Origin of the sequence: Cellvibrio mixtus subsp. mixtus J3-8 (genome assembly GCF_000766945.1) — a bacterium.
Lineage (GTDB): Bacteria > Pseudomonadota > Gammaproteobacteria > Pseudomonadales > Cellvibrionaceae > Cellvibrio > Cellvibrio mixtus_A.
On record NZ_ALBT01000032.1, the window covers coordinates 318505 to 345437 of the forward strand.

22 protein-coding genes and 1 pseudogene are annotated in these 26933 nt (G+C 46.6%); 12 read left to right on the forward strand and 11 right to left on the reverse strand.

The window, feature by feature from the left end:
• The first annotated feature begins 30 nt into the window (after positions 1 to 30).
• On the forward strand, positions 31 to 1428 hold the full coding sequence (gene thrC, locus A596_RS01370) for a threonine synthase (RefSeq protein ID WP_039912040.1): 1398 nt from the start codon (positions 31 to 33) through the stop codon (positions 1426 to 1428).
• 139 nt (positions 1429 to 1567) lie between these two features.
• On the forward strand, positions 1568 to 3298 hold the full coding sequence (gene recJ / locus A596_RS01375; RefSeq protein ID WP_039912041.1) for a single-stranded-DNA-specific exonuclease RecJ: 1731 nt from the start codon (positions 1568 to 1570) through the stop codon (positions 3296 to 3298).
• 26 nt (positions 3299 to 3324) lie between these two features.
• On the opposite strand, the gene A596_RS01380 is transcribed toward recJ, so the two are convergent.
• Positions 3325 to 3945, reverse strand: coding sequence for an arylesterase (locus tag A596_RS01380; protein WP_039912043.1), 621 nt, complete (start codon positions 3943 to 3945; stop codon positions 3325 to 3327).
• Between the two features lie 127 nt (positions 3946 to 4072).
• Between A596_RS01380 and A596_RS01385 the strand changes: the two genes are divergently transcribed.
• The 3 genes from A596_RS01385 to A596_RS01395 all read left to right on the forward strand — a co-directional run bounded on the left by A596_RS01385 (position 4073) and on the right by A596_RS01395 (position 8803).
• On the forward strand, positions 4073 to 4741 hold the full coding sequence (locus A596_RS01385) for an ABC transporter ATP-binding protein (protein WP_039912204.1): 669 nt from the start codon (positions 4073 to 4075) through the stop codon (positions 4739 to 4741).
• A 4-nt stretch (positions 4742 to 4745) separates the two neighbouring features.
• Entirely contained in the window at positions 4746 to 7241 is a 2496-nt protein-coding gene (locus A596_RS01390; protein ID WP_039912044.1) for an ABC transporter permease, read from the forward strand.
• A 155-nt stretch (positions 7242 to 7396) separates the two neighbouring features.
• Positions 7397 to 8803, forward strand: a complete 1407-nt coding sequence (locus A596_RS01395; protein ID WP_052417135.1) for an MATE family efflux transporter — start codon at positions 7397 to 7399, stop codon at positions 8801 to 8803.
• A gap of 20 nt (positions 8804 to 8823) precedes the next feature.
• Here the strand turns inward: A596_RS01395 and A596_RS01400 are convergent, their stop codons facing one another.
• From A596_RS01400 to A596_RS01425, 6 genes are all read right to left on the reverse strand, one after another.
• Positions 8824 to 10359, reverse strand: coding sequence for a glycosyltransferase family 39 protein (locus tag A596_RS01400; RefSeq protein WP_039912045.1), 1536 nt, complete (start codon positions 10357 to 10359; stop codon positions 8824 to 8826).
• Between the two features lie 64 nt (positions 10360 to 10423).
• Positions 10424 to 12256: a hypothetical protein gene (locus A596_RS01405; protein WP_039912047.1), complete on the reverse strand. Its 1833-nt coding sequence runs from the start codon at positions 12254 to 12256 to the stop codon at positions 10424 to 10426.
• Positions 12257 to 12280: 24 nt separating this feature from the next.
• Positions 12281 to 14209: an NPCBM/NEW2 domain-containing protein gene (locus A596_RS01410; RefSeq protein WP_039912049.1), complete on the reverse strand. Its 1929-nt coding sequence runs from the start codon at positions 14207 to 14209 to the stop codon at positions 12281 to 12283.
• Positions 14210 to 14258: 49 nt separating this feature from the next.
• Positions 14259 to 15218: a glycosyltransferase family 2 protein gene (locus tag A596_RS01415; protein WP_039912050.1), complete on the reverse strand. Its 960-nt coding sequence runs from the start codon at positions 15216 to 15218 to the stop codon at positions 14259 to 14261.
• Positions 15219 to 15220: 2 nt separating this feature from the next.
• Complete coding sequence (locus A596_RS01420; RefSeq protein WP_084127893.1) at positions 15221 to 15616, reverse strand: GtrA family protein; 396 nt, start codon at positions 15614 to 15616, stop codon at positions 15221 to 15223.
• Between the two features lie 142 nt (positions 15617 to 15758).
• Positions 15759 to 15986, reverse strand: coding sequence for a hypothetical protein (locus A596_RS01425; protein WP_039912053.1), 228 nt, complete (start codon positions 15984 to 15986; stop codon positions 15759 to 15761).
• Between the two features lie 317 nt (positions 15987 to 16303).
• On the opposite strand from A596_RS01425, the gene A596_RS01430 reads away from it, so the two are divergent.
• The 3 genes from A596_RS01430 to A596_RS01440 all read left to right on the forward strand — a co-directional run bounded on the left by A596_RS01430 (position 16304) and on the right by A596_RS01440 (position 17591).
• A complete protein-coding gene (locus A596_RS01430) occupies positions 16304 to 16756 on the forward strand; it encodes a MerR family transcriptional regulator (protein WP_039912054.1) in 453 nt (150 codons plus the stop codon).
• A 68-nt stretch (positions 16757 to 16824) separates the two neighbouring features.
• Positions 16825 to 17394, forward strand: coding sequence for a dCTP deaminase (dcd, locus tag A596_RS01435; protein WP_039912207.1), 570 nt, complete (start codon positions 16825 to 16827; stop codon positions 17392 to 17394).
• An 11-nt stretch (positions 17395 to 17405) separates the two neighbouring features.
• Positions 17406 to 17591, forward strand: a complete 186-nt coding sequence (locus A596_RS01440) for a hypothetical protein (RefSeq protein ID WP_039912055.1) — start codon at positions 17406 to 17408, stop codon at positions 17589 to 17591.
• Between the two features lie 60 nt (positions 17592 to 17651).
• Here the strand turns inward: A596_RS01440 and slyD are convergent, their stop codons facing one another.
• From slyD to purM, 4 genes are all read right to left on the reverse strand, one after another.
• Entirely contained in the window at positions 17652 to 18137 is a 486-nt protein-coding gene (gene slyD, locus A596_RS01445; RefSeq protein ID WP_039912056.1) for a peptidylprolyl isomerase, read from the reverse strand.
• 86 nt (positions 18138 to 18223) lie between these two features.
• Positions 18224 to 18949, reverse strand: coding sequence for a DUF3108 domain-containing protein (locus A596_RS01450; RefSeq protein ID WP_039912057.1), 726 nt, complete (start codon positions 18947 to 18949; stop codon positions 18224 to 18226).
• Positions 18950 to 18960: 11 nt separating this feature from the next.
• Positions 18961 to 19638 carry a phosphoribosylglycinamide formyltransferase gene (purN, locus tag A596_RS01455; protein ID WP_039912059.1) on the reverse strand — a complete coding sequence of 226 codons (678 nt, stop codon included), beginning with the start codon at positions 19636 to 19638 and terminating at the stop codon, positions 18961 to 18963.
• A gap of 3 nt (positions 19639 to 19641) precedes the next feature.
• Complete coding sequence (gene purM, locus A596_RS01460) at positions 19642 to 20697, reverse strand: phosphoribosylformylglycinamidine cyclo-ligase (RefSeq protein WP_039912061.1); 1056 nt, start codon at positions 20695 to 20697, stop codon at positions 19642 to 19644.
• Positions 20698 to 20913: 216 nt separating this feature from the next.
• Here purM and A596_RS01465 point away from each other — a divergent pair, with 216 nt between their 5' ends.
• The 4 genes and pseudogenes from A596_RS01465 to A596_RS01480 all read left to right on the forward strand — a co-directional run.
• On the forward strand, positions 20914 to 22176 hold the full coding sequence (locus tag A596_RS01465) for a DUF2066 domain-containing protein (protein WP_235425593.1): 1263 nt from the start codon (positions 20914 to 20916) through the stop codon (positions 22174 to 22176).
• 18 nt (positions 22177 to 22194) lie between these two features.
• The gene (gene hda, locus A596_RS01470) at positions 22195 to 22908 is read left to right on the forward strand and encodes a DnaA regulatory inactivator Hda (RefSeq protein WP_039912064.1); all 714 of its coding nucleotides are present in this window, start codon (positions 22195 to 22197) and stop codon (positions 22906 to 22908) included.
• 152 nt (positions 22909 to 23060) lie between these two features.
• Positions 23061 to 24854 carry a glycoside hydrolase family 9 protein gene (locus A596_RS01475; RefSeq protein ID WP_052417114.1) on the forward strand — a complete coding sequence of 598 codons (1794 nt, stop codon included), beginning with the start codon at positions 23061 to 23063 and terminating at the stop codon, positions 24852 to 24854.
• 443 nt (positions 24855 to 25297) lie between these two features.
• A pseudogene (locus A596_RS01480) lies at positions 25298 to 26914 on the forward strand (methyl-accepting chemotaxis protein); the annotation flags it as partial.
• Positions 26915 to 26933: the final 19 nt, after the last annotated feature.

The following is a 26933-nucleotide window of genomic DNA, read 5'->3' on the forward strand; positions in this document are numbered from 1 at the left end:
GCGAGCAAATTTTTTTAAAGGTTATTAATTGTGAAATACATCAGCACCCGCGGCCTGGCGCCCGCACTCAGTTTTGAAGAAGTGGTACTCACTGGTCTGGCTCCGGACGGTGGTTTATATGTACCTGAAACCTTGCCAACTTTTTCTAAGGAAGAAATTGCATCCTGGGCAGGCTTGTCGTATCAGGAGCTCGCATTTAATGTGATGAAGCCTTTTGTTGCTGGCGCAATTAGCGATGAAGATTTCAAAAAAATTATTGCCGATGCTTATGCAACGTTCCGTCATGATGCTATTGCGCCCCTGGTGCAAACTGCGCATAACGAATGGATTCTGGAATTGTTCCAGGGGCCAACGCTTGCATTTAAAGATTTCGCGTTGCAATTCCTCGGTCACCTGCTTGACCACTTGCTGAAAAAACGTAATCAAAAAGTTGTAGTAATGGGTGCAACATCGGGTGATACCGGTTCTGCGGCAATCGAAGGTTGCCGTCGTTGCGATAACATCGATATTTTTATCATGCACCCGAACAATCGCGTGTCTAATGTACAGCGTCGCCAAATGACTACGGTGCTTGCACCAAATGTATTCAATATTGCACTCGAAGGTAATTTCGATGATTGCCAGAATATGGTGAAAGCCAGCTTCGGCGATCAGTCGTTCTTGCCGGAAGGCCGCCAGTTGGTAGCGGTAAACTCGATTAACTGGGCGCGCATCATGGCGCAAATCGTTTATTACTTTTACGCCGGCCTGGCGTTAGGTGCTCCGCATCGCCCAATTGCTTTCTCGGTCCCTACTGGCAATTTCGGCGATATTTTTGCTGGTTACCTCGCCAAAAAGATGGGTTTACCGGTTGATCAATTGGTTATCGCCACTAACAGCAACGATATTCTGCATCGTTGCATCAGCAGCAATGATCACAGTAAAAATAAGTTGCAACATACCTTGTCGCCCAGCATGGATATCATGGTATCCAGTAACTTCGAACGGATGTTATTTGATTTATATGATCGCGATGGCGGTGCAATTCGTCAGCTAATGGATGATTTCAAATCTGGCAGTATGACACTGAAAGAATCGGCATTGGCGCGTGCACGTGAACTGTTTACCAGTCATGGTGTTAGCGACGAAGTAACTATCGATGTAATTCGTGACGTGTTTGATCGCACGGAATACCTGTTGGATCCGCACACTGCAATTGGTGTTGATGCAGCGCGTAAAACCCGTCGTCGCCAGGATATTCCGATGGTGATACTGGCAACTGCGCATCCGGCAAAATTCCCGGAAGCGGTACGTAAAGCAGGTCAGGATACTGACCCGGCACTGCCGCACCATATGAAAGATTTGTTTGAGCGTGAAGAGCGCTACACCGTATTGCCGCAGGAGCTGGCAAAAGTGCAACAATTTGTTGCTGCTAATGTGCGCAAGTAATTTTGTGTAATACCAAAAAGCCGCACTGGTAATTCCAGTGCGGCTTTTTTTATTTCCCTGGTTGAAAAAGAGAAATTAGGTGAGATTAAAGTTCCTGCCTGCACGTATCAAAATACAACTACTAAAGCCCTGAACCATTATGCAAAAAACTATTCGCCGCCGAGAGCTAAAACAATCTGCTCAATTTGATCAGCCCTTGCATCCACTGTTACAACGTATTTATTCTGCGCGCGGCGTGCAACAGAGCCGCGAATTACAGTATCAATTGGCGCATCTTCACAAGCCGAATTTTAAAGGCCTTGCCGAGGCGGTGAGTTTGCTGGCAGATGCAGTCGTCGCGCAAGCTAAGATAATTATTGTCGGCGACTTTGATGCAGATGGTGCGACGAGTAGTGCATTAGCGGTACTGGCGTTGCGTGCGATGGGGTTATCTAATGTAGATTTCCTGGTGCCCAACCGTTTTGAATATGGTTACGGTTTAACGCCGGAAATCGTCGCAGTAGCTGCGGCTCAAGAGCCGGATATTATCATCACTGTTGATAATGGAATCTCCAGTATTGACGGTGTGAATGCGGCGCGCGAATTGGGTATCGCCGTTATCGTCACGGATCACCATTTGCCGGGCGCAGAATTACCGGATGCTGATGCGATCGTAAATCCCAATCAACCCGGGTGTGAATTTCCCAGTAAAAATCTTGCGGGTGTTGGTGTTATTTTTTATGTAATGAATGCGTTGCGCGGCGAGCTGCGTCAAATTGGCTGGTTTGAAGAAAATGGAATTCCAGAGCCCAATATGGCGAGCTTTCTCGATTTGGTTGCCTTGGGAACTGTTGCGGACGTGGTACCGTTGGATCACAACAATCGTATTCTGGTCGCACAAGGTTTGGAGCGGATTCGCGCAGGTCGTTGTCGTCCCGGTATAAAAGCCATGCTGGAAGTTGCCGGCAAACAAGCGCACAAATTAGTAGCAAGTGATTTTGGTTTTGCACTGGGGCCGCGCTTGAATGCGGCGGGCCGCCTGGATGATATGTCGCTCGGTATCCAATGTTTATTGTGCGATAGTGATAATCTTGCGCGCGAAATGGCGGCGCAAATGGATGAATTAAATCGTGATCGCAAAGCGATAGAAACTGGCATGCAAAAAGAGGCCATGGGCATGCTGCAAAAAACCTTGCAGGCTGATGCAGAAAATTTGCCGTGGGGTGTTTGTTTATTTGACGAAACCTGGCATCAGGGTGTTATAGGAATTCTCGCCTCTCGCATTAAAGATAAATACCATCGCCCCACAATCGTTTTTGCTGAAGTGGGTGATAACGAAATAAAAGGTTCAGCGCGTTCTGTTCCCGGTTTGCATATTCGCGACGCACTGGATGCAATTGCTGCGCGCCATCCGCAATTACTGCAAAAATTTGGTGGTCACGCCATGGCAGCGGGAATGAGTTTGTCACGCGATAATTTCACCTCGTTTGCACGCGCCTTTGACGAAGAGGTTCGCCGTCAATTAACCGATGCGGATTTGCAAGCGGTGATCGTCAGCGACGGTGAACTAATGCCACAGGATATTAATTTACACATCGCTACCCAATTACGTGACGCTGGCCCCTGGGGACAACATTTTCCAGAGCCGGTGTTTGATGGTGAATTTTTTTTGCTGCAGCAACGGAAAGTGGGCGAAAAACATTTGAAAATGACCTTGGCTTTAGATACGCAAGGCCAACAGCTTATTGATGCGATTGCATTCAATGTGGACACAACTATTTGGCCGAACCCGCAAATACAACGTGTGCGTTTGGCTTATAAGTTAGATATTAATGAGTTTCGTGGAAATACCAGCGTGCAATTACTGGTGGATTATCTGGAGCCGCTGTAGCCGCGGCTCATGTTCAAATAGCGGCACTATTCGCGTAAATATTTTTTCACTTCCGGTAAAGCGTTATCCACAATAATAGATTGCGCTTCTGCCGTGGGATGAATGCCGTCGCGCTGCATCAATTCTGCCTTTCCTCCAATACCTTCCAGTAAAAAAGGAATTAATCCCGAATCATTTTTTTTGGCCAGATTGACGTAAAGTGTTTTGAATTCGCTGCTATAGCGCGGGCCATAATTTGGTGGAATTTGCATTCCCGCCAAAATAACTTTTGCGCCGGAATTTTTGCTGGCATCAATCATTGTTTGCAGGTTTTTTTCCAGCAATTTTAACGGCTGTCCCCTTAACCCGTCATTCCCGCCAAGTTCTAATATCACTACATCTGGTTTGTGTTCGGTGAGCAAGGCAGGCAAACGTGTTTTTCCCCCGGAACTGGTTTCACCACTGACACTCGCATTGATCACTTGCACTTTATGTGTTTTTGCCAATTCTTTTTGCAACAAGCTAACCCAGCCTTGTTGTATATCTATGCCGTAGCCCGCGCTAAGGCTATCGCCCAGCACCAGAATTTTGTCTGTGGGTTGTTGTGCAATTGCAAGATTGGTGACAAAAGTCAGGAGTAAAAACAAGTAAATGTGCAATTTTTGCATGGTGAACAAAATCCTCTGCCAATAGAATGGGCCTAATCAACTTGTTACAGGTTAATCAATTATGTCTGTGCTTTCCAGCCAAGTATCGCTTGATAATGCCACACCGAGTGCCACCCGATTAGAGCCAATGGTCCAGGCAAATGCAGTCACTAAACATGTGCCTACTCAGGAGGGAGAGTTAACAATTCTCCAGCCTATTTCATTGCGCGTGAATGCCGGCGAGTCTCTGGCAATTACGGGGGCGTCAGGTTCCGGCAAATCCACGTTACTTGGAATTCTTGCCGGGCTGGATGTTCCCTCCACGGGCGACGTTATTTTGAATGGCACTAATTTATCGCAACTGGATGAAGAAGGGCGCGCAGCGGTGCGTGCACAAAATGTGGGATTTATTTTTCAATCCTTTCAATTATTGCCGGGTTTAACAGCGTTGGAAAATGTGATGCTGCCGCTAGAGTTGCGTGGTGATAAAGCTGCACAAACCAAAGCGAAAGAATTTTTACAGCGTGTGGGATTGGACGCTCGCTTGCACCATTATCCGCAGCAACTGTCTGGTGGCGAGCAGCAGCGTGTGGCAATTGCTCGTGCGTTTGCAAGTGAGCCGCGAATTTTGTTTGCGGATGAACCAACCGGAAATTTGGATTCTTCGACCGGGGCGCGCATCATCGAATTGTTATTTGAACTAAATCGTGCTCAGGGCACTACGTTGATTCTGATTACCCACGAAGAGCGCCTGGCGCAATTGTGCCAGCGTCGTATTGAGATCGCTGCCGGTGCAATAGTATCGAGTAAGGAGTAGGAGAATGCTGGCGCTACAATTACTCAAGCGCAATTGGCGCAGTGGTGAATTAAAACTGCTGGGTTTTTCATTGATCCTCGCCGTTGCGGTGTTAAGTGGCATTGCGATTTTTACTGATCGCCTCGAATCTACCTTGATCAATGAAAGTAATAGCGTATTGGGTGCGGATTATATTGTGCGCGGCTCACAGCCTCACAATAGCGAATGGACGGAAAGAGCGACAAGTGCGGAAATTCGTCAAACCCAATCTGCTTTATTTTCCTCTATGGTATTTGCCGGTGATGAAATGCATCTCGCCTCGGTAAAAGCGGTAGATATTGGTTATCCCTTGCGGGGTCAATTTGAAATTAGTCGCGTTCCCTTTGCGATGAATACCAGCGATATAGACATTGCCAACGGCATTCCTGCATCTGGTGAAGCCTGGGTTGATTCGCGTTTATTGCCGCTATTAAAAATTAATCTTGGCGATAAAGTAGCAGTTGGTGAGTTTGAGCTAACGGTAACTCACGTATTAATTCGCGAACCGGATAGCGCCAGCCCATTCAGTATGACTGGCGCTCGGCTGATTATGAATATTGTAGATCTGCCTAAAACAAATGTTGTGCAACCGGGCAGCCGTGTTGATTATCAATGGTTGGTTGCCAGTGATAATGTGCCGCAACTCAAACAATTTATTGATGAATTAAAACCACTGCTTAGCAAGCACCAGCGTCTGGTAGATATTAATTCCGCGCAAGAACGGGTAGGGCGTACGCTGCAAACCAGTAAACAATTTTTATTGCTCTCCGCTGTGATCGCGGTGTTATTGGCAGGTGTGGCAATTGCGATTGCCGCCCGTCAATTTTCCGGGCGACATACTGATCAGGTAGCGTTAATGAAAAGCCTGGGAGCCAGTGCACCGCGTATTCGCAGTTTGTATTTTTCCCAATTGTTTTTGCTGGGGGTAATCTCATCCCTGCTAGGTTTGGTGCTGGGTAGTTTTCTGCAACAAATTATTGCTGTGAGCTTGCAGGAGGCTTACCAAATTCGGTTGGGGCCAGCGAGTATTTATCCCTACGCATTAAGTTTTGTTAGCGGGCTAATGTGCGTGGTGTTTTTTGCGTTGCCGGCGTTGTGGCATTTGCCGACTGTGCCGCCATTAAAAATCCTGCGGCGCGAACTTGCAATAAATGTAACCCAGGTGTGGATGCAGGCAGCATTAGCGTTATTTGCGGTATTGACCCTGGTTATTTTGTTTAGCCGCGACCTGGAGCTTGCGCTGAGCATTAGCGGTGCATTGCTGGCAGTTATAGTTTCTACATTGGTTATTGCATACGGCTTGTTAGCGCTGAGTAAAAAATGGATGGTCCAACTGGGTGGTTTCTGGCGTTTGGCATTTGCGAATTTGCAACGCAACCGCGGCCAGAGCCTAATCCAGATTCTGGTATTCGCCGTAGCCATTATGTTGTTATTTACGCTGACGATTGTGCGTACATCGTTAATTGAAGAGTGGAAAGTGCAAGTGCCGGATGATGCGCCCAACCATTTCCTGGTAAATATTCCACCGGACGAATTACCTCAAGTGCAAAACCTGCTAAGGGAAGCAAACGTTCGCCCTGAACCAATTTATCCAATGATGCGTGCGCGTTTAACCCATATCAACGGAGTGGAAACCACGGAAGAACAACGTTCCACCAGCAATGCCTTGCGTCGCGAATTAAATGTTACCTGGTCAGAAAAACTCGCAGCCGATAATAAAATTCTGGAAGGCCAGTGGTGGGATAAATGGCAACGTAAAGAAACAGATCTACCGGGTGTCTCTGTAGAAATTGAAACGGCCACCGAAATCGGTTTGAAAATTGGCGATAAATTGCAGTTTTCATTCGGAGGTTTGGAAATGCATGCGCAGGTAGCGAGTTTCCGCAGCCTCGATTGGCGCAGCATGCGCCCCAATTTTTTCTTTATTTTTGAGCCGGGTTCATTGGAGGGATATTCCCCCACCTATATCACCAGCATTTATCTACCACCTTCGCAAAAATCGTTTATCAATACGTTGTTGCATGATCACCCCACTATTTTACTTATGGAATTAGATCGAATCATTGAGCAAATTCGTTCGATTGTGAATCAAGTCAGCGATGGTGTTTTGCTGGTATTGTGGCTCACGCTGATTGGCGGTTGCCTGGTGTTGTTTGCCGCCGTAATGGGCAGCATTGCTGCCCGTAAACAACAGGCGGGGTTGTTGCGTGCATTAGGCAGTCCACGGCAATTAATTGTAGGGAGTATCTGCGCCGAATTTGCGATTTTGGGCGGGCTTGCCGGCTTGATTGCGATTATTGGAACAGAAATATTACTGATTAGCCTGCAAACCTTTGTATTGAAAACCCCTATCCAGCCACATTATTTATTCTGGTTGATCTCCCCCCTGAGCGGTGCACTTTTTGTGACCGGACTTGGCTACCTAGGATGCCGGCGTGTGGTGACCACGCCCCCGGCAATCGTATTACGGGAGGCGACCTGATCGCTTTCGCGTTACACTAGCCAAATGAAAATCAGCGGATAAAACTGCTGTTACCAACGTTTTGCCTTAACGGCATTGCCCTATAAAACAAGGACGCAAATCTGTATAAACAGGTTTGCGTCTTGTGCTTTGGCAGTGCCTATTTTGAGTTTGTTATGAGTTCTCGTTCAGAAAAATTTACCCCCAAACGCCCTCCGCAAAGCAAGGTACTTGAAAAAGGTATCTGGGGAATGTCTGGCCCGATGTTTGTTGATCAGGCGGTGACATATACCATCCCGCTTGTAGATATGTATTTTCTCAGCCGCATTTCCGACAGTGCTGCGGCAGCGGTGGGGGCAATTACGCCACTGGTGTTTGTGGCCAATGCATTTTTGATTGTCAGTGCATTTGCCGGGGCAAGTATTGCCAGTCAGCGTATAGGTGCCAATGATTATGTGCGCGGTAATGCCACTATCGCAGCCTACGCTATTTTTGTGGTTGCCCTTGCGTTAATTGCCGGGTTGTCAGTGAACCATGGTGGTCCATGGGTTGCCTCTGCAATGTCTTTGAGCCCCGATGTGGAAACCTACGCGCGTACCTATCTATCGATTATTGGCTGGATGGTTGCACTCTGGGGTTGCCGGGTGATTTACCAAACGATTCTGAATATTTATGGCGAACCCAAATGGAATACTTTCAGCAATATTATTTTATTTGTTGCCAATATTATCGGCTGCTCGATTGCCGTTTATGGATTTATGGGGCTGCCTCCTACGGGCGTAAAAGGTGTGGCAATTGCCAGTACTATTGCAGCTGGTTGCAGTTTGTTATTTGTGATGGTGATTGTCCATTTTAAATTGCGTATTCATATTCCCTTGCGTGAAGGCTTGAAAAATTTTGCGGTGTTGATTGCGCCAGTAATTATGATTGCTGCGCCCTCTATCCTGGAACCCATGTCATTCCAGGCTTATATGATTGCGCTTAATTGGATTGCTGCTGAAGTTGGCGATCTTGCGCTTAAAGTTAAAGTTTATGCTTACAACACCTTTTTATTTTGCTTGATGATTTCAATTGCCATCGGCATGGCGACAGAAGCCATTATTGCGCAGCGGGTAGGGCGCGGTGAGTTTGATCTGGTCAACAAGCAACTCAAACAAAGTTTAAAAATATCCCTGATTGGAACCAGTATCCTGGCACTTTGCTGGTTGCTGTTCAATCAACCTATTTTGACATTATTCAGTAGTGATCCCGAAGTCGTTGCCATAGGTTTGTGGGCATTTTTGTTGAGTTTTTTAGCAGAGCCATGGCGTACAGTAAATATAACTGTGGGGTCTGCATTGCGTTGCACAGGTGATGCAGCTTTTACATCGATATCAAGTATCGGTGTGATCTGGTTGTTCTCTGTGCCATTAGCTTATGTATTGGCGATTCCATGCGGACTTGGTTTGTACGGATTATTGATTGCTGCAATTCTGGATGAATTTGTGCGTGCGTTAATCAAACGCTGGCGGTGGAAGCAGGGTAAATGGAAATACACTGGCATTGCCGCGCGTGAAGCGAAAGCAGCAAATCCGTCGGTTTAGACGGGCTTGCTGCTGTTCAATCAAGTGAGTTGGATGTCACTGTTCCGGGTTTCACGGATATGTTGTTGCAGGGAGTTTTTAATGATGCCTGCCACTCGGTAGAGCTCGGGAAAACCTAATGCAGCGCACGCGATAAACATCGGTATAAAATTTAAGATGTAGCGTGAGTTGGCTTCCCATAATGCCAGGAATATAAAAATTCCGGTTATCGACAACCGCACAACCAATTTATTAATTGATCCCCGGGTTTTCGCTGCTGCGTCATAAACTGCACTAAGAATAATTAATAAAAACAGAAATATATGATAGCCGTGCGCCATGTGTTTAAAGGTTTCGTAGTATTTTCCCCCCTCTATAGCGACCTGGTGTAATGAATTGGGACGGAGTGGATTATCGTCAATCATTTCATTAACACCATAAATGCCGCTGCCAAAACTTAACTGCTGCTTGCGGTGGAGAAACTCAAGGTAACCTCCAACACCATATTCTTTTAACCGTTGCCCAATGCGCTCGATATTGGCTTGGGTACGCGCCTCCCGCGTGGAAAATGTATAGGTATACTCGTAATCGCTACCGTTATAAGCCCCATTGCCGCTCAACCCCATCATCACCCAGTGGGTGTAGGGAACCTGTTTTTGTTCAGAGAGATTTTTATCCAGCAAATGGTTGTAGCGATAATAGTTAAAGCCGGATAACAGCGCATAAAAAATACCGCCTGCAACTATAACGGCAAGCCAATATTTCTTCAGGTTTCCGCGTAAGACCAAATCCATCAGGACGGCAATGGCAACAATAATGACTGTGAATTTGATGAGTGTGCCAATAGCGCATGCAACCGCCAAAACAGCCGCGCGAGTAAGTTGCTGTTTGGTGTTTTCACTTTTCAGTATTTGCAGATACAGGTAATAGGTCATCATCACAAAAGGAAGTGACAACGTATCTGAATAAAAAATGGGTGTGTAAAAATACAACGGGATGCAACAGCTACTTAACCACAATGATAAAAAAGCGGCCTTAATACTTTTCAGTTCGCGGCAAATCAGATAAACAAAAAATATACCCAGGTTGATTGAAATTACATTATAAACAGTGGCAATCCAGTGATAATCCTGAAAGCCGGGAATGGAACAAATGGTAAATACCAGTTGTAATGCGCTGGCTGCTCCCAGGTTGTGTGGAAATATGTGGAAGTATTCTGAATAGCCACCAAGGTTCCCTTGTTCCTTGAGGATAATTGCACCGCGGAATACTGCTTCCGTATCCCAGCCGGTAGCAACGGCAAGCCAGTACCCGCAAAAAAGTTGTGCAGAAAAAAGGACAAGCATCCACAACGACACTATTTTTCGTTCATGGATTTGCAGGAAATGCTCTGCATGTTTGATAGCTTTGTAAACGTAACCGGTAACGAATAACCAACCGATTACATAAAGCACTATGTACAACGTTTTGAACTGATACGTTTGGTTGTTAAATGTGATACTTAAAAACAACCACAAAAAAATCAAACCAAATAAATAATAAAAACCTGTAAGCAGTAGTGATGGCAAGTTGCGCATTGCTTATCTCCTTATGCAAACTCGCGTGTTATAGGTAGTATTCCTTCTGTCAGTTACAACATGTTTACTGCTGAAGGAGGAGGTATATCCACAGGAGGCTGTTCAGTCCAATCACCGGTGCGGCCAGCGTCATAACCCTGGCAATCATAAGCCGTGAAGAACTGCTCCATGCCTGGAAAACAAAAAATAAAATCGGCAAAAGAACGGGATAGATATAACGGAAATCGGTATTGCAAGACAGCGGTACTTTAATGCGGTAAGCCAGCAATAATATAAATGGAAACACCAGCGCCATTATCCAGGGCGCGTTGCGGTAGGCAAGGCGTTTAAATCGGGCCGCGCCGGTTTGTGGTTGTTGCTGCAGATAAAAAACAGCTGTGCCTGCGAGCATTGCCAGTAGCAAAATACCATTAACGGTACCCCAGATTTGCATACCATCGCCATTAAAAAAATATTCACTGGAAAGTGCAGAGCGCAGCACAAAATTCCAGAAATATTGGCGGCCATATTTATCTTCCCACGTACTGATAAATGGTTGCTCTAAAAAAGTGGCAGTATCCAGGATTAAATAATTCTTGGGCTCGTTGCCCACTTTTAATCCCGGGTTAATCATTTCACTGACGTTGGATAACAACCAATCTTCCGAGGTGCCATCGAGATAATGTTTTATATTATCAGCAAAGTTCAACAAAATTGCACCGCAAAATAAACCGCCGGCAATTGCAACATCGCGAAATAATTTAGTTTTGTGTTGTTGAAATAGTGCTGGTTTACGCGCGAGCCCATAAATATGAAATAACATGAGCACACCTAAAACACCGGCAACCGCCAAACCATTGGATTTGCTCAGCAGCGAGCCCGCCATCCACAAGCTTGCCCAAAATAGCGTTTGTGAATCGCGATTTTTCCACCATTTAATCGTGTAAAAAAATGACAGTGCATAACAGGCATACACACCCAAATCATTGCCGATACGAATACTGTGGATAATTCCGGATGGCCATAAACACAGCGCTATACTAGCCATGGTGATAACAAGTGGGTGTTTGCGAAATGCGAGTCTTATCGTGGCGAGGCTGCCAATTAAAAACAGCACCCACAAAAACATCGCAAATAACTGCCCCCACAATTCACCGGAGACTTTACTATCAATGGGCGCCGTTTGTTTTGCGAGTGCAGCACTCAGGTAATAAAGTGGCGGCTGGTGATATTCCCATCCATCACCGGGTATCGGAAGTTTTTTATGTTCAATTAAATATTCAATGTAATCTTTATGGCCGCCGCCTTCAAACACATCGAAGGTGCGTGTGCGCTCGTCAGTTTTGGATAAATAGAGTGTTGAAATCACCAAACCAATTAACAAAACCAACGTTTGGGTTTTATTAATCTGCAGGTGGCGTTTTAGTACAAATACCAAAGCAACCAGCACTGCGTAGATCGCAAGTAATTTGCTGTTACTCAACCGCTTGATAGATTCAATACGAAATCCCGCCGGATTACTGGCATTGCTTAATTGCGCCTCAAGGACATTGGTTTGATTGGGGATGAACTGGTCTATTTCAATCGTAAAGCCGGAACCATAGTTGCGACGATCATCAGTAGAAAGGTGATCCAGTGAAACAGGTTTACCATTAACAATCAGCGCATGAATTTCATCGTCGGGATAGATTCTAAAGCTGTGTTTGTTGGAGCGAATTCCATCAATTGTGACACGAATGGAATATCCCCCGAGATGGTCCTGCGCAAAGGGTAACGTAATAGCTTCATAATCATTACCGTTGTAGGCAACTTCTACTTTCTGCAGGCTAATAGATTGCCAGGTAGACAACCACATCAGTGCTATTAGTGCGCCGAGGCTTAGCAGTGTTGTTAGCAAATAACGGTACGTTGTTTTCATAACAGGCTCAATATCTCATATTACTTATGGCGCGGGAGTATCTGGCGCCGCAAGGGTAATAATCGGGTTTAACCAATCTGCGTGGTCGCCGCCAATGTCGTTAATGCCGTCCACTTGCAGACGCAAACGCTGCACTGATTCCAGATTTATTTCAGCAAATTCCGGCTTCTCGGCGCCGTAATGATTGCGCGATTCCCACAACAAGCGATCATCGCCCCACACTGTGAATTTCACACTGGCTGATTCCACTTCATCATCCAGCGCTACAGAAACAGTAATGGTTTTGGTTTTGGGCGGTAGCTGGTATTCGATAATAGAGTTTGCGTGGGTTCCCAAGCCTTTGGCATAACGGTGCTCATCTGCACGCAACGGATTGCCATTAACACTCTTATTGATATTCAGCTGGCCGTAATCCTGTTTACTAAATGCAACAGGTAGTTCAGTTAAGGATAACTGATGAGGCTGCAATTCGGGATCAATAGGTTTGCTTTCCAGGTACAAGCGTTGGCCAATCAGGTAGAAACCAATAACTAATACCACCAGCGCAATATATTTGATGGCGAAGAACCAGGAAAACAATTTGCCGGTGAAGTTACTCCAGTGTTTCCCGAATAATAATTCGAGCACAGCGTAACTGAATGCACCTACCATTATCCATGAGATGGCCGGCCAGACATGCGATGTCCTGATACCCAGACACATGGCAACGTTAAATGCGGAAATAAAAGTAAACAGCAGCGGGAAAATAATTTTGCCTGGATTTAACGCATAGTAAACCAGTGAAACAATCACCGCTGGCAACAAATAGCGTTCATGCATTGCCGGCAGCAACGCAAAAAATGCCATGGTGCAAATCATTGCGTAAAAGAAAAGTTGCGCAGCATTTTGCGGATTATTTTGCGGTAATTGTTGATCAATTAATTTTCCCATGCCCTGTAGAAAAACAATCAGGCATACCAGGAAAAACCCGATCATCCCGAAATTTTTGGCCTTGAAAATAATTGCCAGTGGCGAGTCAGGTTCAATGCCAAAAAGTATAACCGTATCGGGTGCAGCGTTGCCGGTCAGTAAAATCCAGATGTTTGCAGCGCCCATCGTGGTTGCGCCATATTGATGCAATACATCGATATACGCCAGCTTGAACGACTGGGCAAAACTACCGACAACAATAGAAGGTAAAAACAACAGCACAATCGTCAGCAGTGAGAGTGCACAACCGACCAGATGTATTTTGTAGTGACGGAAAAAAATAATTCCCATTACCGGTGCAAATGCAATCATCTGGAATTTGGTCAACAGTGCAACGGTGTAGATCGGAAAAGTCAGGGCACGATATTTTTTACTGGTGCTCGCCAGGATAGCCAGAAGCACTGGTATGACGGGCAGCACATCGACCTGCCCCCAAATAGGACCATTCATAAACAGCGCCGGATTAAGCGCTGTTAGTAGCATGCAGGCGTGATAATGATTGGCAGAGGTGCAATAATTTTTGAGCAAGCGATGAACGATGGCAATTAGCAAAAAATGCGAGAGGAAAATTGGAATTAACGAAACGTATTTGAGGAATAGATTATTTTCTACCGGCAATTGTAAATAGTTATACAACTGGCTTGCGACGTAGAGCCAGTGAATGTATAGCGGTGGATAGTTTCCATTGAAATCTTTATAGCCGCGGTTGGACAGTTGTTTAACCCAGTCTTCCCAAAACCCGATATCGCCGCCATTACCATCCCAGAATAATAATCCAAGGTTCGCTACAATTGCCGCGCACAAATAAAATTGGAAATAAATGAGGAACTGTTTCGCGCTATAAAAGCGGTCAGTTAATTGGTCCAGTGGAATAAACTCCACATGCGGGACCTGAACGCTGGAAGATATGTCAGTGGTTGTGTTTGAAATTAACTCTGCCTGACCCTGCGGTGGTATGTTGTCGGCAGTATTGTCGTTATTCATGTTGCCATCCCGTTTATTGTATTACTGGCCCCGCAGGGCCAATAGAGCGTCAATCTTTTTTATTCACGATATCGCTAATGTGGAATTTTGGACGCTTTTTGACTTCTTCGTAAATCTTGGAAAGGTATTCGCCAATAATGCCCAGGCAGAGTAACTGAACGCTACCAATAAAGAGCAAAGGTAAAAGCACAGATGCCCAACCTGGCGTAGCGCTATCGGTAAAAAATCTTACGATAAGCACCCACACAATCAAACTAAATGACGCAAAGCCGGATAGTATTCCCAGCACAGTAATCATGCGCAGTGGGGCCGTTGAAAATGCGGTAATTCCTTTCCATGCGAAAGAAAGCATTTTCTTCAGCGGATATTTACTCTCACCCGCTTCGCGCGCCTGGCGTTCATATTCTACAGTTGATGAAGGATAACCCACTTCACGCACCAGGCCGCGCAGGAACAGGTTAGCTTCTCCGTATTGCTTTAATGAATCGAGTGCGCGACGTGATAGCAAACGAAAATCTGCGTGGTTGAAAACCAGATCCACGCCCATTTTTTTCATTAAATGATAATAACCTTCTGCAGTGAAGCGTTTGAAGAAGGTATCGGTATGGCGCGCTGAACGAACCCCATACACGACATCATGGCCTTTCAGGTATTCGTCGACCATCAATTCAATGTTTTGTGGATCATCTTGCAAGTCAGCGTCAATACTGACGGTGATGTCTTCGGTAGTCGTGCAGAGCCCTGCATACAATGCATTCTGGTGGCCTTTGTTACGCGATAATTTTATTGCTACCAGTGCAGAGTTATTGGCTGCTTCTTCGTTGAGTATTTTCCAGGTTTTATCTTTACTGCCATCGTCAACCAAATAAATTTTGGAATCTTGGTTAATTTTTCCTTTGGCGATCATGGCGTCGCGCAATGCCAACATTGTTGCCAATGTTTTGGGCAGCATTTCTTCTTCGTTGTAACAAGGAATAACAACAGCAAGCGAAGGTATATGGGTTGTCATTTTTAATGGTTCCTGTAGATCCATATTTTATGTACGAGGAAATTGAGCACAACAGTAATCCCCGTTGCTAATACTTGTGCAACCAAATAGGGTTCCACCCATGGCAAGGGAAGATAATTTTCAAATATAAATAAAAATGCCGCAAACAACGCGGTGTTGGTTGATAAGCCGATGGCTACCGCAACAACAAACTTGGGAAAAGTATCTTTGTGGCGGCTGTTGCTCTTGAACGTATAGTGATAATTCGCCCAGTAATTAAAGAATGATGAAAGTACATAGCCTGCAGCAGATGCGTAAACTTCTGTCAGCATTTGACTTTCAACAAATATAATCAGTAATGCAAATTGAAGCAGGGTACTGAGACCGCCAATTGCTAAATACAAGACGAAACGTTTCATTGTTATTGTGTTTGGATTCTAACAGAAGGAAGTTGTAAAAATCGCTGCACCTTAACACATTTTAATTATATGTGTCTGTGGTTTGCTGTTAGGAGGAGAAGGATGGTGGAAAGTTATAAAGCGGGAGGGAAGCTCAGCCAAATTACGCCCAGCGCAATGCCGCACCTGAGCGTTCAATATACATATATTCCGGTTTGTTGGTTAATGGGTGGCAGGCATGGCGCAGGTGATGGTGATCTGCGGTTGAGCCCATGTATTCCCAACAATAACCTTCATTGATGCATAACGGATCGCCATCATTTAATGAATAGCTTGCTAATTCATCCCACATTTTTTGCCACTCGGGGTGATTAATGTCGAGATATTGCATGTTTTACCTTGTGCGGATTGAGTAATAAATATGCACTTATTGTGGATTATTAAGTTTCTTTGTCAAGAATCGTCATTAACACAATGATTTAAAAAGAAAAATAAATACAAAAATCGTGCTTTTCATCACCTATTATAAAGCTGCCCACAATAATTTTGGCGTTTAAATTTGTATTTTTGTGTCATCAGGTAGCAAAAACTTTTCTGACTGTTACTTCGGGTTATGGCAGCAATTGAGTGAATTGTGCGATCCTTTCGGTTAGGGTAAGGTTTGCGAGGTTTGATGTATCAATTAATGACTTAACCGGGAGGTTGGTAATGAATATAGGGCAGGCTGCGCGAGCGTCCGGTTTATCGAGCAAGGCTATTCGCCATTACGAAGATTTAGGGTTGGTCGTACCGATGCGCGACCAAAATAATGATTACAGGGTGTACTCAGGTAGCGATATCGAGCGTTTACGTTTTTTGCAGCGCGCGCGCGCCGCAGGGTTGGGGCTTGATGAATGCAGTGAGTTATTGGGGCTCTACGTGAACGCGGACCGGCGTTGCAGTGAGGTCAAATCGTTGCTTGTTGATAAAATAAGCCGGCTTGATCAGCAGTTATCTGTTCTGAATGCGTTGCGGGGGACCCTCGTTAAGATGGCGGAAGAATGCGCCGGCGATAATGGTAACAGTAACGTGGGTGTCCCGTTAACGGCAGTAGAGGGAGTGCCTGCGAACAAGTCGGTGGCAATGGCTTTTACCTTGTTAGGTGAGTCTGATAGCCGTTAGTGCCGGTGTTTTTCTGCCCTGAAAAAGGCTATGATGCGCGCCGTTTTGTTATTTGTTTGGGAGTTTCTATGAGCATCAAATCCGATAAGTGGATGCGCCGCATGGCGGAAGAGCATGGCATGATCGAGCCATTTGAACCGGGCCAGATTCGCTACGATGCCGCTGGTCAGCGTATCGTCTCTTATGGAACTTCCAGTTACGGTTACGATGTTCGCTGTGCTGACGAATTCAAAATTTTTACCAATGTTCATTCAACGGTGGTAGATCCTAAAAACTTTGATGAAAAAAGTTTTGTCGATATTAAAAGTGATGTTTGCATCATTCCTCCCAACTCTTTCGCGTTAGCGAGAACGGTTGAATACTTCCGCATTCCGCGCAATATTTTAACGGTGTGCCTTGGTAAGTCGACATATGCGCGTTGCGGGATTATTGTTAATGTGACGCCGCTTGAGCCTGAGTGGGAAGGGCATGTGACCCTGGAGTTTTCCAATACTACGCCGTTGCCGGCAAAAATTTATGCAAATGAAGGTGTGGCGCAGATGTTATTTTTTGAATCTGACGAAACCTGTGAAACGTCCTATAGAGATCGCGGTGGCAAATATCAAGGCCAGCGCGGTGTTACTTTACCCCGTACCTGACAGGCTATTGTGTGGGTGATGTAATCCCGTTTAAAAAACCGAGCCCCTTTGAAAAACATAAAGGCAAAAGTTTATGCCGCAGCGGTTTTCATAAATGGGAAGTGGTGAAAGAAAAGCAATTCGATGTAAAGCAAGGAAAACTGGTAACGATTTATAAATGCAGTCGTTGCGGTGAGCAAAAAGTGGAATTGAAGTGATACCAATGAAAAAGGCTCCTGTGGAGCCTTTTTCATTATAGGTTTAATACTAATCTCAAATTAGTGATGGTGATGACCGCCGGCACCGTGAGCGTGGCCGTGATTTAATTCATCTTCAGTTGCGCTACGCACTTCAGTGATTTCCACATCAAAATTCAGGTCTACACCAGCAAGTGGATGATTGCCGTCGATAGTGACCTGGTCGCCTTCAACGTGGGTAACGGTAACAACTTGCAAGCCTTGCTCAGTTTCCGCGTGGAACTCCATGCCTACTTCAATTTGATCGATGCCGGAAAACATGGTGGTTGGTAATTCTTGTACAAGGCTGTCATCGCGCAAACCGTAAGCCTGGGCTGCTTTTACGGCAACATTTAATTTATCACCAACAACTTTGCCTTCAAGGGCTTGCTCGAGGCCTGGGATGATGTTGCCTGCGCCGTGCAGATAAGACAGGGGCTCTTGCCCTTCGGAAGAGTCCAGCACTTTGCCAGTGCTATCAGTCAGGGTGTAGTGGAAGCTGGCAACGCTATTTTCTGCAATTTTCATAAAAGGCCTTTTTGATTAAGTAATATGTATAAATAAATCTGGTTACGCAATTTAATTCGAAAACGTTAGCTGACAAAAATAAGGCGCTAAAATTTTTCAATGGCTTTGCCATCGACTGACGCCTTGTGTATGTGAATAGTGTATTGGCTGCCTTTTTCTTCCTGTTGCAGGCGTACCAGTAAATAGTTCCAGTCTTTGGCCAGCCACGCGTAAGTTACGCGCTTATCGTTATCGCGGCTGCGTTTCACTTTGATTGTGTTGACTTTGCCTAGTGGTGTTTCCAGAATTTCTTCGCCCAGCGTGACAAATTTATATTCTTTCAAATGGCCGCCATCAGCAATTTGATAGTTGAAGTTTTTCTGGCCATTCAATAAATCCTGCTGCAATTGGATTTGGTAGCTGAGCTTATCTTGCACCTTCTGGGTAATATCCATTTGCCAGTTGGTTTGTTGTACTTTGTTGATAACAGTTTTCTTTTCCCAATCAAAACTCAGATCGGCATCGCGATCTTTTCCCAATCCACGGCGTTTATATAAATAGTGGAGCGGCTTAATGGTTTGTTTTACCGGGTCCCACTGCATTTGGCTGGTTTCGGTAATCGTGCCAATCATCGAATCAAACTTGAAAAGCAGGTCGTATTGATTGTCGGCGCTTTTGGTAAGCCGATTGGTAACAGTGATATTAAAGCCGTATAACTTGGCCTTGTATTGATTGTCGAATGTTTTTGGGGCATCAGCCGCCGTAACGATTGACGAGGCGAACAACAAGCAGGCCAGAATTAGTGGGTAAGCGCTAAACCGAAAGCTGGTCATAGAATCTTCCGTTAAATGTCATTGGCCTCAATTTGATAGCCATTTTCCGCTAAAAGTTCACCATTGAGTTCGGTTTTGCCGTTGGTCATTTTTAGTTTCCCCTCTGCAAACCATTTTACCGCCAGAGGATAAATGACGTGTTCCTGTTTCTGCACACGCTTGGCCAGGAGACCGGCATCATCGGTAGGTAATACCGGAACCCTTGCTTGTACTATCACCGGGCCGCCATCCAGCTCGGCGGTTACAAAGTGCACGCTTACTCCATGGTGGGTTTCACCGGCATCAATCGCGCGTTGATGGGTGTGCAGCCCTTGAAACTTGGGGAGCAGGGACGGGTGAATATTCAGCATGCGCCCTAAATAATGTTCGGTAAAAGCCGGGGTTAATATGCGCATAAAGCCCGCGAGCACAACCAGCCCGGGTGTGTAGGCGTCTATGGTGCGCATCAATTCAATATCAAATGCCTCGCGGCTCGCAAAGTTTTTATGGTCCAGTACTAGCGTAGGGATTCCCGCTTTGCTGGCGCGGGTTAAGCCCATGACTTCAGGCCGATTGCTGATAACAGCGGCGATTTCTATGGGTAAATCGCCACTGTCAACGCCGTCAATCAGGGCTTGCAGATTGCTGCCGCTCCCGGAAATAAGAACTACAACACGCAACTTTATTGCTTGGGACGCAGCTTGGGACATTGATTAAAGGCCTTGCAGTTCAACGCGGTGTTCGTCGCCAACCGCCTTGGCGATATGGCCGATAACAAAAGCATTTTCGCCAGCAGCGCGGAGGATGTTCAGCGCATTGTCTTTTTCGCTGGCAGGGATGGCGATTACCATGCCCACACCGCAGTTAAAGGTGCGATACATTTCGCGGATATCCACATTGCCGCCTTTTTGCAGCCACTGGAATACCGGTGGAAATGCCCAGCTTTTGGTGTCGATCACTGCTTTGCAGCCTTCTGGCAAAACACGTGGGATATTTTCGGTCAAACCGCCGCCGGTAATGTGGGCTAATGCATTAACGTCGGATTCTTTAATCAGTTTAAGCACCGACTTCACGTAAATACGGGTAGGCTCCATCAGTGCATTTGCGAGTGGTTTGCCGCCACAATCCTGATTCAGGTCGGCGTTGGTGACTTCGATGATTTTACGGATCAATGAGTAACCGTTGGAGTGTGGGCCGCTGGAGGTGAGGGCGATCAGGGTATCGCCTTCCTTTACTTTGCTGCCGTCGATAATTTCGGATTTTTCTACCACGCCTACGCAGAAACCTGCCAGATCGTAGTCTTCGCCCTCATACATACCCGGCATTTCAGCAGTTTCACCGCCTACTAATGAACAGCCAGAAAGTTCGCAGCCATCGCCAATGCCGGAAACTACAGCAGCAGCTACATCTACATTCAGTTTGCCAGTCGCGTAATAGTCCAGGAAAAACAGTGGCTCTGCGCCAGTGACAACCAGGTCATTTACGCACATGGCGACGAGATCGATACCGATGGTGTCGTGTTTTTGCAGGTTCATTGCCAGGCGCAATTTGGTACCCACGCCGTCAGTACCGGATACCAATACTGGTTGGCGGTAGCCTTCAGGGATTTCACACAGGGCTGCAAAGCCGCCCAAACCGGCCATTACCTCGGGGCGACGGGTACGCTTGGCAACGCTTTTAATGCGTTCTACCAATGCATCTCCCGCGTCAATATCAACGCCTGCATCTTTGTAGCTTAAGGATGGAGTAGGGGTTTGGTTTTGGCTCATAAGAAAGGGCTCACAGCTCTGGCAGTTGGAGTGGTTTAAAAAAAGGCCGCCATTCTAGCAGCTTATAGCTGCCCATGGGGAAACTTGGGGGAAATTGCCGAAAATTGTCCTGAGGGTATAAGGGGAATTGTGATAATCGCCGTCGCCAGTTGAAGCAAGCCTGCTACAATGCCGGCCTTCCATATTGAATGATCACTTAATCAGGGGTTGGCTTTGGTGCGTTCTCTGTTGTTGCCTATGCTGCTGTTAGCCGTTTTACCACTTGCCGGTTGGACCAATGCCGGGCAAACCGTGGACATTTACCGCGCTGAAGCGTTGGTAAAAAACCAGTCAGAAGCAGAGCGAAATGCTGCTGCCCGTGCCAGTTTTGGTGAATTGATTATACGGGTTTCCGGACAGCGCGCCGCTATCAACCATCCAGCCATCCAGCAAGCATTGCCGAATGCACAAAATTATCTATTTGGCTTTGCTTACAAATCGACCACCGAAAAAGTCACAGAAGGTGGAACAAATGTGCCCGCAACCGGTTTGCAATTAAATTTTGAGCCGCGGGCAATCGAGAAATTACTGCGTGACGCACATTTGCCGCTGTGGCCAGCAACTCGCCCTAAAGTATTGGTGTGGCTGGTTGCAAAAGGTCCGGCAGGGTTGCGTGTAGTGTCGCAACCAAATGATGTACAGGCGATGCGAGCGCAAGCTGTTTATCGTGGTTTACCGCTCGCATTTCCTCAACAGGATGGCGAAGTAGCGGCGAATGACCTGTGGTCGGTTAACGTAGAAAAAATTAAAGCTGCCTCGTTGCGCTACAAAGCTGACGCAATTCTGGTGGGGCGATACACCCCATCCAATTCCGGGCCAATTCCCGCGCCTTCAAGCGCAACCAGTGAAGTGATAGACAATGCAAACGCACCCTTGGGATCATTAGGTCCATGGGTTGGCGATTGGCAATTGTTCCATGCTGGCAATGTGCAATCGTTTACCGATGAAACACCGGAAGCCGGTGGTTTATTTGCATCGGCGATTGATCGCGCCGCAGATTATTTCGCTAACCAATATGCAATTACACCGACCAATCAGGGGCCGCAAAATATTGTGCTCCGGGTGCGCAATATCACCAGCTTTGGTGCCTTTAAAGAAGTACAACGCTATTTGGGTGAATTGGCGATGGTGCAGCGTATGGAAGTTGTAACAGTAACCCCTGAGGGTTTGTTGGTGCGCTTGACTGCTGAAGGCGATACCAAATTACTGCTCAGCACCCTTGCGCTGGGGCGTCGTCTGGTGCCGGATGCCGGGGGTGTTGCAACTGTTGTGAATGCGCCATCTACATCTTCCGCTGATATTGATGCGGAAGCGATGGCGGAGCTGGATCAGGCGTTGGCCAGTGAACAACAAAATACCGCTCCACAATCTATTCCAGCTACTGCACCTGCCCACGCAGGTACGCTGGAAGACCCGTTAATTTTCGTTTGGCAAAAATAGAGTCTGGCAGAAGTAGTTATGATTAACTTGCCGCAGCAGTTATCCCTCAGCGTCAATTTAAATGATGACGCCACCTTTGAGAATTTCTACGCACCCGCGCAAACCCATAACGCAATGGTTGTACAAGGTTTGCGTGAACAACTGGATGGTAAAGGGGAGGCATTTATTTATTTATGGGGTGCCCCCGGTTGCGGATTGACCCATCTGTTGCAAGCCGCCTGTCATCAGGCGCAGGAACTGGGTTTATCGGCTCAATACCTTCCCTTGCGCGATCTCGTTGGTTATGCGCCCGATGAATTATTTGTCGGCCTGGAAGATCTGGATCTTGTGTGCCTGGATTGTTTGCCGAGTATTGCCGGCCGTTCCGATTGGGAATTGGCGATTTTCAATTTATATAATCGCCTGCGCGAACAAGGTAAGCGTTTGCTTGTTGCCGCAGAGCATAGTCCGCGCGAGTTGGAAATTTCCCTGGAAGATTTGCGTTCGCGCTTGCAATGGGGCATCACCTACCAGGTGCATAGCCTTGGCGATGAAGACAAACAGCAAGCATTGCAATTGCGCGCCCGTGCCCGTGGTTTGGAGCTGGGGGATGATGTTGCGCAATACATAATCCAGCGCCTGCCGCGTGATACCAATGAACTGTTTTGGCAATTACAGCGTTTGGATCATGCCTCTCTGGCTGAGCAACGTAAATTGACGATTCCTTTTGTAAAGAAAGTATTAGCAATTTGATCCTGTTGGGGATCGCAACCACAATTCTCTCCTATCGTATAACCACCTCCCATATATATGCGTAAACCGGGGCGACGGATGTTCGTCTTCACCCTGGTTTATGCACAGCTCTTTTAATGCGTTGGTTCGTTCGCACAATAATGGAGAATGCTATGCCCTTTATATTTTTTGCGCCTGCGAGATTGGCTCGCATCATTGCGGCAATCAGTCTTTCCAGTTTTCTTGTTGCCTGTGGTAATAGTAGTGACTCCGATAATTCTTCATCTATTTCTGCGGCGGCGAACTCCGGTACAAATACCGGGCTGATCAAAATAAACCAATTGGGATTTTTACCCGAGTCCGCAAAATTAGCCGTGGTTCCTGGCGTTGCGGCGAGCAGTTTTACATTATTAAAAGCTGGCAGCGATACTGAAGTATTTAGCGGGGCTTTAAGTGTGGCAGCAATATGGGATGCCTCCGGTGAAAACGTAAAATTGGCGGATTTTTCCAGTGTAAAAACGCCGGGCGATTATCAGTTGCGTGTTGAAGGTGTTGCTGATTCACACATATTTAGCATCGCACCTGATGTGTACAGCGCATTGAATGCCGCGAGCATTAAAGCGTTTTATTTCAATCGCAGTGGCATTGAATTGTTGCCGGAGTTTGCGGGGAAATTTGCGCGGCCACTTGGCCATCCCGACACCAATGTATTGATTCATCCCTCGGCTGCGAGTGATGCGCGCCCTGCGGGGACCCTCGTAGCCAGCCCCAAAGGTTGGTACGACGCTGGCGATTACAATAAATATATCGTTAACTCGGGTATTTCCACTTACACCTTGCTTGCCGCATACGAGCATTTTCCGGAAATATTTAACAACCAGAATTTGGTGATTCCCGAAAGCGGTAATGCGTTACCGGATTTGCTTGACGAGGCATTGTGGAACCTGGAATGGATGCTGACCATGCAAGATCCGAATGATGGCGGTGTCTATCACAAACTGACCAACAAGAATTTTGATGGCACGGTGATGCCCCACCAAGCCACCAGCGAGCGTTACCTGGTACAAAAAACCACTGCAGCGACGCTGGATTTTGCGGCGGTAATGGCAGTTGCCAGCCGCGTGTTCGCCCCTTATGAAACGCAATTGCCCGGGCTCTCTGCAAAAATGCTCGCAGCAGCAGAGTCCGCCTGGGCCTGGGCGAATACCAATCCCGCAGTTATTTACCAGCAACCTGCCGATGTATTTACTGGGCAATATGGCGATAAAACATTAGCGGATGAATTTGCCTGGGCTGCCGCCGAGTTATACATCTCTACCCAAAAAGAGGGTTACTACACCGCGTTGAAACCAACGAACGTATTTAATTCGGTTCCTTCGTGGGGTGATGTGCATGGTTTGGCGTGGGTATCGCTAGCCCATCATCGCAACAAGCTCACCTCCGTTGCGGACCAGGCGTTAATTGCCAATCGCATTAATACCCTCGCAGACAAGTTGATAGCGGCATGGCTGGTATCGCCTTACAAAGTCAGCATGGAAAGTAATAATTTTGTTTGGGGCAGCAATTCAACGGCATTAAACCAGGCGATGATGTTGTTACAAGCATACCGCTTGAACGGCAAGCGTGAATATCTGGATGCATCCCAATCGCTGCTGGATTACGTGCTGGGGCGCAATGCAACCGATACTTCATTTGTCACTGGCTTTGGGGAAAGGTCGACACTGCATCCTCACCATCGTCCATCGGAAGCCGATGGGATTCCCGAACCCATCCCCGGTTTTATTGCCGGTGGCCCGCAGCCGGGACAGCAGGATAAATCCGATTGCCAGGCCGTTTATCCCTCGAACCTGGCGGCAAAATCGTATCTGGATAATTACTGCAGCTATGCCAGTAATGAAATCGCGATTAACTGGAATGCGCCACTGGTGTATGTATCTGCTGCGCTCCAGGCATTAACGCCAAAATAGTTTTTCCTGTTCCATTATTGTGCAGGATATGAAGCCAGCGTCTGCTGGCTTTTTTATGCCTGAGTAAAAACCCTCATAACGATTCTTTACGTTGCAGCTGGCTTTTGGCCAAACCGGACTATGCTTTAGGAATTTCAGTCAGGCGTCGCAAAGACGGCGAGGGAGCCATCATGAAACTCAACAGTCTGAACACCAAGATGATGTCCATCATCTTGCTGGTCGTTATCAGTTATGTAGTCACCTTATGGGTGCTGAATTCCCAGGCCAGCCATATGCAACATGATTTGGCTGCAGAATACGCCGAGGAGTTGGCCCAACATGAAGCCTTCAGTGTAAAAGGACGGTTAGAAGTTGCGATGAGTGCGTCACGCAATCTGGCGACTGCATTAGTAGCGCTACGTTTGACCAATCCTGACCGCAAAGTCGCGGATGAATTACTGCGTCAATTCCTGCAAAACAATCCGGATTTTTTAGCCGTGTGGACCGCATTTGAACCCAATGCATTCGATGGCAAAGATAATAATTTTCGCAATGCCAATGCGCACGATACCACCGGTCGCTATGTGCCTTACTGGAATCGCGGTGCGGGCAATCTCGCCGTTGAAGCACTAGTGGATTACGACAAACCCGGTGCCGGTGATTATTATTTGTTAGCAAAAAACAGCCGCGAGGAAACATTGATCGAGCCATATATTTACAATGTGGGTGGCAAGGAAACATTGATCACTACCGTAGCGGTACCCATTATTTACAATGGACAAGTGTTGGGTGTTGCGGGTGTGGATATCGCGCTTTCTGATTACCAGGCGCAAGTCAGTAAAATAAAACCTTACGCTATTGGTTACGCTAGCTTGTTGTCCCACAGCGGAATTTATGTAGGGGATGGTAATGCAAAAAATGTCGGTGAAAAAATTACTGATCCTGATTTATTAAATGCAGTCGATAACGGAAAAGTATTGGGACGCGATTTATATGATGATCATCTGCAAGCGGATGCGTACCAGGTCGCAGTGCCGGTTAATGTTGGTAAAACCACCTCACCCTGGTCATTTCGTGTGAGTGTCCCTGCGGAACGAATGATGGAAGATGTGATTGAAATGCGTCGCGTTGCAATTTTAATTGGCGTGGTTAGCATTTTTATTGTGGCGGCAATTTTAATCTGGTGTATTCGCAATTGGGTAGTCAATCCCGTTAACAGTGCACGCGATGCGGCATTGCGTATGGCTGAAGGTGATTTATCCGTCGCGATTCATGTGCGCGGCAATGATGAAATTGCGCAGTTATCAGGTGCAATGAAAACCATGAGTGAAAAACTGGTAGATATTATTGCGAATATTCGCCATGCGGCGCAGGAACTGGTGCAGTCGAGCGAGCAAATTGGCAGCACCTCGCAAAGTTTATCGCAAGCCGCAACGCAACAAGCGGCAACGGTAGAAGAAACCAGCGCGTCAGTAGAAGAAATATCTGCGGCCGTTGCACAAAATTCCGATAACGCCCAAGCCACTGATTCCATCGCCAGCCACAGTGCAAAATCAGCCGCGCAAGGTGGTGATGCAGTGCGCGAAACGGTAGCAGCCATGCGCCAGATTGCGGAAAAAATCAGTCTGGTTGATGAAATCGCTTACCAAACTAATTTGCTCGCATTAAATGCAGCAATCGAGGCGGGCAGGGCCGGAGAGCATGGGCGCGGTTTTGCCGTGGTGGCCGCAGAAGTTCGCAAGCTGGCGCAACGTAGCCAGCTCGCGGCGCAAGATATAGGTTCAGTTGCAGGAAAAAGTGTGCAAATGGCTGAGCGTGCCGGTAGCCTGTTAAACGAAATGCTACCTTCTATTCGCAAAACGGCAGATCTGGTGCAAGAAATCAGTGCAGCATCCAGCGAGCAATCCAAAGGATTGGAACAAATTAATTCCGCCGTAAGCCAATTGGCGCAAACCACACAAGTGAATGCTTCGGCGGCGGAAGAGCTGAATAGTACGGCGGAGGAAATGAGTAACCAGGCGGTACAATTACAAGAAATGATGGAATTTTTTGTTATTAATAAAAATGTTTATCAAACCTGAGCAAATTCCTATCGATACC